Source organism: Mesorhizobium sp. M2A.F.Ca.ET.067.02.1.1 (genome assembly GCF_004023285.1).
GTDB lineage: Bacteria > Pseudomonadota > Alphaproteobacteria > Rhizobiales > Rhizobiaceae > Mesorhizobium.
Genome location: NZ_RZSB01000211.1, coordinates 1 through 8,294, shown reverse-complemented (window position 1 = coordinate 8,294; position 8,294 = coordinate 1). Strand labels below are relative to the sequence as shown.

The 8,294-nt window shown below is 65.0% G+C and carries 8 protein-coding genes; 1 reads left to right on the top strand and 7 read right to left on the bottom strand.

Going from position 1 to position 8,294, the window contains the following annotated elements:
* The 5 genes from EOA28_RS16260 to EOA28_RS16240 all read right to left on the bottom strand — a co-directional run.
* A partial coding sequence (locus tag EOA28_RS16260; protein WP_245501532.1) for an ABC transporter substrate-binding protein occupies nt 1–437 on the bottom strand: 437 nt, incomplete at its 3' end.
* Between the two features lie 241 nt (nt 438–678).
* Nucleotides 679–1,863 carry a mandelate racemase/muconate lactonizing enzyme family protein gene (locus tag EOA28_RS16255; protein WP_127250325.1) on the bottom strand — a complete coding sequence of 395 codons (1,185 nt, stop codon included), beginning with the start codon at nt 1,861–1,863 and terminating at the stop codon, nt 679–681.
* A gap of 1 nt (nt 1,864) precedes the next feature.
* On the bottom strand, nt 1,865–2,968 hold the full coding sequence (locus EOA28_RS16250; RefSeq protein ID WP_127250326.1) for a mandelate racemase/muconate lactonizing enzyme family protein: 1,104 nt from the start codon (nt 2,966–2,968) through the stop codon (nt 1,865–1,867).
* A 15-nt stretch (nt 2,969–2,983) separates the two neighbouring features.
* Nucleotides 2,984–3,673: a GntR family transcriptional regulator gene (locus tag EOA28_RS16245; protein ID WP_126078650.1), complete on the bottom strand. Its 690-nt coding sequence runs from the start codon at nt 3,671–3,673 to the stop codon at nt 2,984–2,986.
* A gap of 118 nt (nt 3,674–3,791) precedes the next feature.
* Nucleotides 3,792–4,583: a 2OG-Fe(II) oxygenase gene (locus EOA28_RS16240; RefSeq protein ID WP_245463214.1), complete on the bottom strand. Its 792-nt coding sequence runs from the start codon at nt 4,581–4,583 to the stop codon at nt 3,792–3,794.
* 100 nt (nt 4,584–4,683) lie between these two features.
* Here EOA28_RS16240 and EOA28_RS16235 point away from each other — a divergent pair, with 100 nt between their 5' ends.
* Nucleotides 4,684–5,628, top strand: a complete 945-nt coding sequence (locus EOA28_RS16235) for a LysR substrate-binding domain-containing protein (RefSeq protein ID WP_127250327.1) — start codon at nt 4,684–4,686, stop codon at nt 5,626–5,628.
* A 62-nt stretch (nt 5,629–5,690) separates the two neighbouring features.
* Here EOA28_RS16235 and EOA28_RS16230 read toward each other — a convergent pair whose 3' ends face one another.
* Both EOA28_RS16230 and EOA28_RS16225 read right to left on the bottom strand, forming a co-directional pair.
* A complete protein-coding gene (locus EOA28_RS16230) occupies nt 5,691–6,839 on the bottom strand; it encodes an efflux RND transporter periplasmic adaptor subunit (protein WP_127250328.1) in 1,149 nt (382 codons plus the stop codon).
* 14 nt (nt 6,840–6,853) lie between these two features.
* Nucleotides 6,854–8,294 (bottom strand): efflux RND transporter permease subunit (locus EOA28_RS16225; protein WP_148670732.1); only part of this gene is annotated, 1,441 nt, incomplete at its 5' end.

Here is an 8,294-nt window from a genome sequence, read left to right as displayed (position 1 = left end):
GAGTGGAACTTGACACCCTTGCGCAGCGTGAAGGTCCACACCGTGCCGTCGGCATTCGGCTTCCAGCTTTCCGCCAGCGCCGGCTTCAGCACCAGGTCCGGGCCGTCGACGCAAAGAAATTCTGCCACTTGCTGCATAACGAGCAGGCCGCCGGCGTCGGCGATGGTGACGGGATCGATCGCCGCGGCCGGCACGCTGCTGCCGACGCGAATGGTGCCGCCGGCAGCACCTGCGGCGCGAGCGAGCGAAGGCGTCGCGCCGAAGCCGGCGGCCATGCCGATGCGGCCGAGCAGCGGCAGCGACAGGCCGAGCAGGCTGCCGTGGCGGACGAATTCGCGGCGGCTGAGGCGGCCGTCGACAAGGCCGTCGATCAGATGGTTTTCGAGGGGCGTGCGGCCACGCCGCAGCAGATCGAGAATGCGATAGTTCTTGCTCATGGGTTCTATGCCCTTTCCCCAGTTGTTGTGGTTGGCGAGTGCATTCCAACTGATGAGTTCCGTGGAGTTCTCCTGTTCCAGGCCTCATCAGTATCGGTCGATATACAGTAGCATGCGGTTCCGACCGATCCATCCGCTGGTTGGGACGGAAAAGTCAGATTTTCTTGATGAATTGTCTGTCGGCCAGGCGACTTGTGGCCGCCTTTTTCCGGATAGGTCCTGCTAGCTTTTCGACATCCTCCTAATTCAGCGGCAGTCTGCGGTAGGTCCCGGGTTTTTCCGGGTCGTGATATTTGTTGCAGGGGCCGTTCTCGACGAAATCGCGATGGCAGGCGGCGAGCCTTTCTTGCGACAGCGTGACCCCGAGGCCATGGCCTTCCGGCACCGGCACGGTGTTGTTCTTGGGCGCGAACGGGCCTTCCTCGATGATGTCCATCGGCTGCATGCGAAACAGCGACTGGTTGGGCTCCCTGATCCAGCCGAGCGCGGCGCACAGATGCAGGTAGCAGGCGCTGCCGATGCCGGTGTCGCCGCTGTAGCACCAGCAGTCGATGCCGGCATGCTCGCAGGCGCCAACGAAGCGCAGCATGCGGTTGATGCCGCCATGCGCCGTCGGGTTGCCGACGAAGGCATCCGGCACCTTCAACTCCATCGCCCGCGCGACGTCGATGTTATGGGTCGAGAACGGGATCGAGGTGTGACGGCGCAGCTCGCGCATCTCCTCGATGGTCGCGACCGGGTCCTCCCAGTTGCGCACGCCGAGCTCCTCCAGCGGCCGCGCCAATTGCCTGGCGGTGGCCAGCGAATAGGCCTGGTTGGAGTCGATGCGGATCATCGCGTCGCCGCCGAGCTTCCTGCGGATCAGCTCGACCATCTTCATGGAAATTTTCGGATCATGCATCGAGAACTTGCCTTCGAAGAAGGTGGTGCCGTGGCGCTCGTGGAGTTCGACGCAATAGTCGGCGACCTCTTCCGGCGTCTTCTCGCCCTTGACCCTGGCGCCATCACCGCGCAGTGAGAAATAATCGGTGAAGGGGATGTCCTTGCGCACCGCGCCGCCGAGCAACTGGTAAAGCGGCTGCTTCCACGCCTTGCCGCGCAGGTCCCACAGCGCCCTCTCGATGGCGCCGAAAGCCATGATGCGGGTGCGGTCGTTGATCGACTGCACGCCGCTCCAGAATGGCAGGCAGACTTCCTCCGCGCCGGCGATGTCGAAGGCGTCACGGCCAACAAGCCTCGGCGCCAGCACGTCGTTGACAATGGCCGCCGCGCCCGGCGTCGGCGCCTCGCCGATGCCGACAAGCCCGTCCTCGGTCTCGACCTCGACGATGGTCGGCGAAAAGCCGTCGAGCTCGCCGAAGACCCAGACATAAGGGGCCTCCAGCCGGTAATTGATCGGGGTTGCCTTGACGCGCCTGATCTTCATGTCAGCCGATCTCGAAGAAGGGTTCGCCGAGCAGGCCCGGATCCACGTCGATGCCGAGGCCGGGGCCGTCGGGAATGCCCATATGGCTGCCGGTCACCGGTGGCGCGTTCCTTGCCGTGCGCACCGCGACCCATTCGTGGAAGGCGATGGCATGCAGCCGGCGCTCTGCCGGTGTCGACAGCGACAGATGCGCCATGGCGGCGGTGTCGATCTCGGCGCCGCCTGTGTCTTCCACGGTGATCATGAAGCCGAGGTCCACGGCGACGTCGCGGATCAGCCGTGTCTGTGTCACGCCGCCGAGCCGCGAGATCTTCAGCGTCAGCCCGTCGGCGGCACCCCGGCGGTGGATTTCCAGCATCTCGCCGAGCGACGTGACGGATTCGTCCAGCACCATTGGCTTGTCGAGCATGCGGCGCACCGACATGTTCTCATCCAGCGTCGTGCAGGGCTGCTCGAACGTGTAGTCGATGCCTCGCGTGGCGTCGGCGAACTGCCGCGCCTGGTAGGGCGTCCAGCCGGCATTGGCATCGCAGAAGATCACCGTGCCCTTGGGCACCGCCGAGGCGACAGTCGTCACCCGCTCGATGTCGTCATGCACATTGCCGCCGACCTTGACCTGCAGACGGCGGCAGCCCTCGGAAATGATCCGCTTGGCCAAAGCCGCCATCTGATCGAGCGTGCCGTGGGTGACGACCCGGTAGGTCTCCGCCATATCGCTTTCGCGGCCGCCCAGCATGGTCACCAGCGGCATGTCGGCCGCGCGGGCGGCGAGATCCCAGCACGCCATGTCGAGCGCCGACTTGATGTAAGGGTGGCCCTTGAACACCGTGTCCATCAGCCGGCCGATGCCGGCAAATCCGCGCGGATCCTGGCCGATGAGATGCGGCGCGATTTCCGGCACGCCCGCGCGCGCTCCCGCCGGGAAGGCGGCCGAATAGAAATTGCCGAGCGGCGCCATCTCGCCCCAGCCGGTCACACCGCTGTCGGAGGTGATGGCGACGATCACCGCATCGAAACAGTCGGCGACGCGTCCCTTGGACATGCGGTAAGGCCCGTCCACGAAGGGCTGGACGACATGGTAGGCCTTGATGCTCTCGATCTTCACTTTGCTGTCCGTCTGTCAGTTCTTCGATGTGCGCTTTTCGAGGCCGCGCGCGTATGAAAGCAGCTCTTCGAAATCGAGATCGATATGCTCGCGCGCATGGCGCTGGGCGGCGCGCATGTCGGCGCCTTTGAGCAGCGCCACATAGGTTTCGTGCACATCCTCGGCCGGCACCGGTTCGTTGCGCGCCCGCTGATGCAGGGCGAAGTACATCTGCAGCCGGCTCGTCAGCCGCTGCCAGGTCTCGAGCAGCACCGAATTGTCGGCCCACTCGTAGATCAGCCCGTGCAGCTGCAGCGCCGTCTCGATCTGGCGCGTGGTGTCCACCGCCCGCGTCGCCTGCTTCACCGCCTCGTGGCGGCGGTCCAGCTCATCCAGGAAGCGTGGGTCGCGCTGCGGCCAGGCAAGCTCGATGGCGAATTCATCGAGCACCTTGTTGAGCGAATAGGCATCGATGATGTCCTTGGCCGTGACGTCGATGACGAAGGTTCCGGCATAGGGGATGCTGGTCAGGATGCCTTCCTGCACCAGCTCGCGCATCGCCTCGCGCAGCGGCGCGCGGCTCACCCGCATCTGTTCCGAAATCCTGAGCTCGTTGAGCTTCTGCCCCGGTTCCAGCTGTCCGGTCAGGATGGCGCGCCTGAGCAGGGCGACGATCTCCGCCCTGCGCGTCGTATCCGCGATCGGACCGAAATCCAGCTTTGCCATAGGTCGACCCCCGGGAGGAATTTCTGCAAGACAAGCAGATTGTCGACAATCTAACAAGAGCTTTTTGACCGAGATCGGCGAGTTGTGGAGACTGTTTCGAAAATCGCTCTGGCGAGTCTCAAGCGGCACGGCCGTAGAAGCCGATCCGCTCCTCATCGGTGAACATCACGCCGGGACGTTCGTAGTAGGAGAACACCGCGATCATTCGCTCGCGATTGCCCTCGACCGTGGTGACGCGATGCGCGGTGTTCTTGCCGCGGAAGACGTTGAGCGTGCCGGCCTTGATGCGCAGGATTTTTGCTTCAGGGTCGCGCCCCTCGAGCAGCTTGGCGACCCCGTCATAATTCGGGTCGCAGTCCGAGCGCAGGTCGGTGCGGTACTCGAAGTCGCCGCCGCGCTCGGGCGCCTGCAGCAACAGCGTCGTGGTGAATTCCGAGCGGTCGAAATGCCAGTTGAGCGCTTCGCCCGCCCGGTAGCCCATGACGTTGGCCCGGGCCAGCGGATCCTGCATGACATGCAGTTTCGGCTTGTCCATCGTCGCCGCCAGGAACCGCACCAGCGGCTCGTATTCATAGATCGAAAGCACAGTGCTGCTGGCGATCTGGTCGGCGCAGACCGTATGGCTGATCGTCTCGACCTTGCGCAGCGCCGGATGGTCGGGCGCCAATTCCGGGATCGACGGCTTGAAATAGATGTTGTGCATGCGCCTGTGGACATGCGAGCGCGTGTCCATCACCGGCCGGATCTCGGCGACGGCCTTCTCGGCGATGCCGGGGCGCAGGCACCCTTCCAGGTTGAACATGCCGTTGGCCGCAAGCGCGGCCTTGGACTCGTCGACCAGCCGTTGCCATTCAGGGCTGCCCTCGCGGTGCAGCGGATAGCGGTCCAGGTCGAGAATGGTTTCGATCATAGCGTCCTCCAAAATCTGAGGTCACTACACCGCAAGGAAATCTTTGCGGCAACGGGGAAAATTGTTAGGCTCTCCCGAGAAAATCTTTCGAGGATGGTGCGTGGAAAAGCTTCCGCCTTTGAATGCAATGCGGGCCTTCGAGGTCGCGGCCCGCGCCGGCTCCTTCACGCTTGCCGCCGGCGAGCTTGGCGTCTCCTCGGCCGCAGTCAGCCAGCAGATCCGCAACCTGGAAGACTGGTTCGGCAAGCAGCTCTTCGTGCGCAACGGCAACCGCATCGCGCTGACCGATGCCGGCCACGCGATCTATCCGCAGACGGCGCATGCGCTGGGCGAGATCGCGGCGGTCGGCCGGCGCATGCTGGAAGGCGGCTTGCGCACGCGTCTCGTGGTGAGCGTGCCCTTCTCGCTTGCCGAGCTTTGGCTGGCGCCGCGACTGGCGGTGCTGCTCGACGGCTTTCCGCAAATGGCCATCGATGTCCGCGTCGAGGACGATCCCGTCGATGTGGTGCGCCAGAACATCGACCTGCGTATCTCATATGGCGATTACCACTATCCGGCGCTGAAAATGGTCAGGCTCGTCCATGACGAGGTGCTGCCGGTCGCAGCCCCCGACTTCTGGCAGCGCTACGGGAACGGGTCGCCCACCCTCGCCGATGTGCATGAGAGCCATTTCATCCACACCAACTGGGGGCCGAACTACGCCTCGCATCCGAGCTGGGCGGATTGGTTCGCCGCCGCGGGCGGCAACCGCGCGCCCGACCCGTCGCATGGCCGCCGCGTCGGCCTGTCCAGCCTGGCGATCGGCGCCGCGCGGCTGGGGTTGGGGATAGCGCTCGGCCAACGGATCATGGCGAGCGCCGATCTCGAAGCCGGCCGATTGATCGCGCTGTCGTCCGTCTCTGTCCGCCTCGGCCAGCCCTATTGCGCCTTCATGCTGCCGGCGAAGGCGGAACGCGCCGACATTGCCGGCCTGGTCGAATTGCTGGCGAGCAGTCCCGGCAGGCCCCTACGGAACCGGTATCGGGAACCGATTGAACCCTCCTAACAAAACGGCGCCCTCGACGTGGGAGTCGAGGGCACCGTCGGACCGGAAACTGATGGGGGTTATCAGCTGGCCGGTTTCGGTTGCGGCAAGGGAGAAACCGGCATTCCGGGTCCGATCTTCTGCAGATTGCCCGTGATCACCTGGTCGGTCTCGGAAATGCCGGAGGTCACGGAAATCAGGTCGCCGTCGGTCGGCCCAAGCGACACCAGCTTCTGATCGACGGTGTTGCCCTTGCCGATGACATAGAGGTACTTGCCGAGCTGGCTGGAACCCAGCGCCACCTGCGGCACCATCAGCGTGTTGGGCTGCTCCTTCACATGCAGCCGCACCCGCACATATTGCCCGGGCAGCAGCGTGAACTTGGCGTTGCCGATCGTGGCGCGCGCCGTGATCGTGCCGGTCGAATGGTCGATCGTGTTGTCGATGAAGGTCAGCTCACCCTTCTGGCTGGGCTTGGTCTCGCTGGGCAGGAGCACGTCGACGGCGATCGGACCGTTGGCCTTCGCCTGCTCGATCTGCACGAGATCGGTCTCGCTCGGGTTGAAGGTCACATAGATCGGGTCGAGCTGCACCAGCGTGTTCAGCACCGTGCCGGCGACGCTGACCAGCGTGCCGACCGAAGCCTGGTTGCGGCCGATCCGGCCCGAGAAGGGCGCCTTGATCTCGGCATAGCCAAGGTTGAGCTCGGCTGTCCGCACCGCCGCCTGGTCGACGGCAAGGGCGGCCTGGGCCGTGCGCAGATTGCTGGTGCGCTGGTCGAAGCTGTCCTTGTCGAGATAGCCGGCCTTGGCGAGGTCGGTGCCGCGGCCGAGATTGGACTTTGCATATTCCAGCGTCGCGGTATCGCGCTGCACTTGCGCCTTCGCCTGGTCGAGCGCGGCCTGATAATCCTCCGGCGCGATCCGATAGAGCAGGTCGCCCTGCTTGACGTCGCTGCCGTCGGCCGCGGTCTGCTCCTGCAGATAGCCCGGCACACGCGCCTGCAGCGTGATGCTGCGGATCGACTCCACCCGCGCGGCGTAGTCGAGATAGATCGGCAGCGTCTTCTTCACGACATTCACCACCGGCACCGGCATGACGAAGGCCGCCGGGGCGGGCGCCGCGCCCGCCGTGCCGCCGCCGAGATAGCCCGGATTCAGCAGGTGGACGCTTGCAACCGACACTGCGCCCACCGCGACGGCGGCGCCTAAAGCGATTTCCCATCTACGCATTTTGCTCTCCAATCCTATTCGGCCGCCTGGGCGAGCGGCTGAAGCGCCGGCTCGGCGGTCGGTTCAATTTCCTTTGACTCAGGGGCGCCATGGTGTCCCTCGGCTGGTTCCTTTTCGCCGCGCTCGCGCAGCTGCTCGATCACCGCGTAGAAGACGGGTACGAACACCAGCGACAGGATGGTCGCCGCCACCATGCCGCCGAAGACGGTGGTGCCGATCGACTGCCGGCTGGCGGCGCCCGCGCCTGTCGCGAACATCAGCGGCAGCACGCCGAGGATGAAGGCGAAGGCGGTCATCAGGATCGGCCGCAGCCTCAGCCGCGCGGCCTCCATCGAGGCCTCGACGATGGTGAGCCCTTCCTCGCGACGGCGCCTGGCGAACTCGACGATCAGGATCGCGTTCTTGGCCGCGAGGCCGATCAGCATGACGAAGCCGATCTGCGAGTAGACGTCGATCTGCATGCCGCGCAGCAAAAGCACCACGAAGGCGCCGAACAGAGCGAGCGGCACGGCGAGCAGCACCATGAAGGGCATCGCCCAGCTTTCATACTGCGCCGCCAGGATCAGGAAGACGAAGACGATCGCCAGCCCGAACACGACCGAGGCGATCGATCCGGCCTTGAGCTCCTGGAAGGTGATGCCGGTCCATTCGTAGCCGAAGTCGCGCGGCAGCACGTTCGCTGCCGCCCGCTCCATGGCCGCCACCGCCTGACCGGACGAGAAGCCGGGGGCAGCACCGCCATTGATCAGGGCCGAGGCATTGTTGTTGTAATGCGGCACGGTCTCGGGTCCGACGATCGGCACCAGCTTGCCCAGCGTGCTCAGCGGCACCATGCCGCCCGACGCGTTGCGCACATAGAGCCTGGAGATGTCGGTGGCGTCGGCGCGCGCGTCCTTGTCGGCCTGGATGGTCACGCGGAAGGTGCGGCCAAATAGGTTGAAGTCGTTGACGTAGAGCGAGCCGAGATAGATCTGCAGCGTGTTGAACACATCGGGCAGGTTGAGGCCGAGAAGCTTCGCCTTGCTGCGGTCAAGGTCGTAGTTGAACTGCGGCGTCGAGGTCGAGAAGGACGAGAACAGCTGCTGCGGATTGAGCTCGGGCTGCTTGCGCGCCTCCGCGATCAGCGCCTGCGTCACATCGTTCAGCGCAGCGCTGCCGCGTCCCGACAGATCCTCCACCTGGAACTCGAAGCCGCCGGTGGTGCCGAGGCCCGGGATCGACGGTGGATCGAAGGACAGCGCGAACGCATCCGGCATCTGCAAGAGCTTGCCGCGCACCTGTTCGACCAGTTTCGAGGCGCTCTGGTCAGGCCCGCGCTCATCCCAGGGCTTCAGGATGGCGAACTCCACCGCCGAGTTCGACTGCGCGGCGCTGGTGAGGAAGTTCAGACCGCTGATCGAGCCGACGATGTCGACGCCGGGCGTGTTCTGCAGGATGTCGCGCGCCTTCTGCGCC

What these genes read in the sequence shown, in the direction of transcription:
- EOA28_RS16255 (WP_127250325.1), bottom strand. Translation starts at nt 1,863, where the DNA reads ATGAAGATCAGGCGCGTCAAGGCAACCCCGATCAATTACCGGCTGGAG.
- EOA28_RS16245 (WP_126078650.1), bottom strand. Translation starts at nt 3,673, where the DNA reads ATGGCAAAGCTGGATTTCGGTCCGATCGCGGATACGACGCGCAGGGCG.
- EOA28_RS16240 (WP_245463214.1), bottom strand. Translation starts at nt 4,583, where the DNA reads ATGATCGAAACCATTCTCGACCTGGACCGCTATCCGCTGCACCGCGAG.
- EOA28_RS16230 (WP_127250328.1), bottom strand. Translation starts at nt 6,839, where the DNA reads ATGCGTAGATGGGAAATCGCTTTAGGCGCCGCCGTCGCGGTGGGCGCA.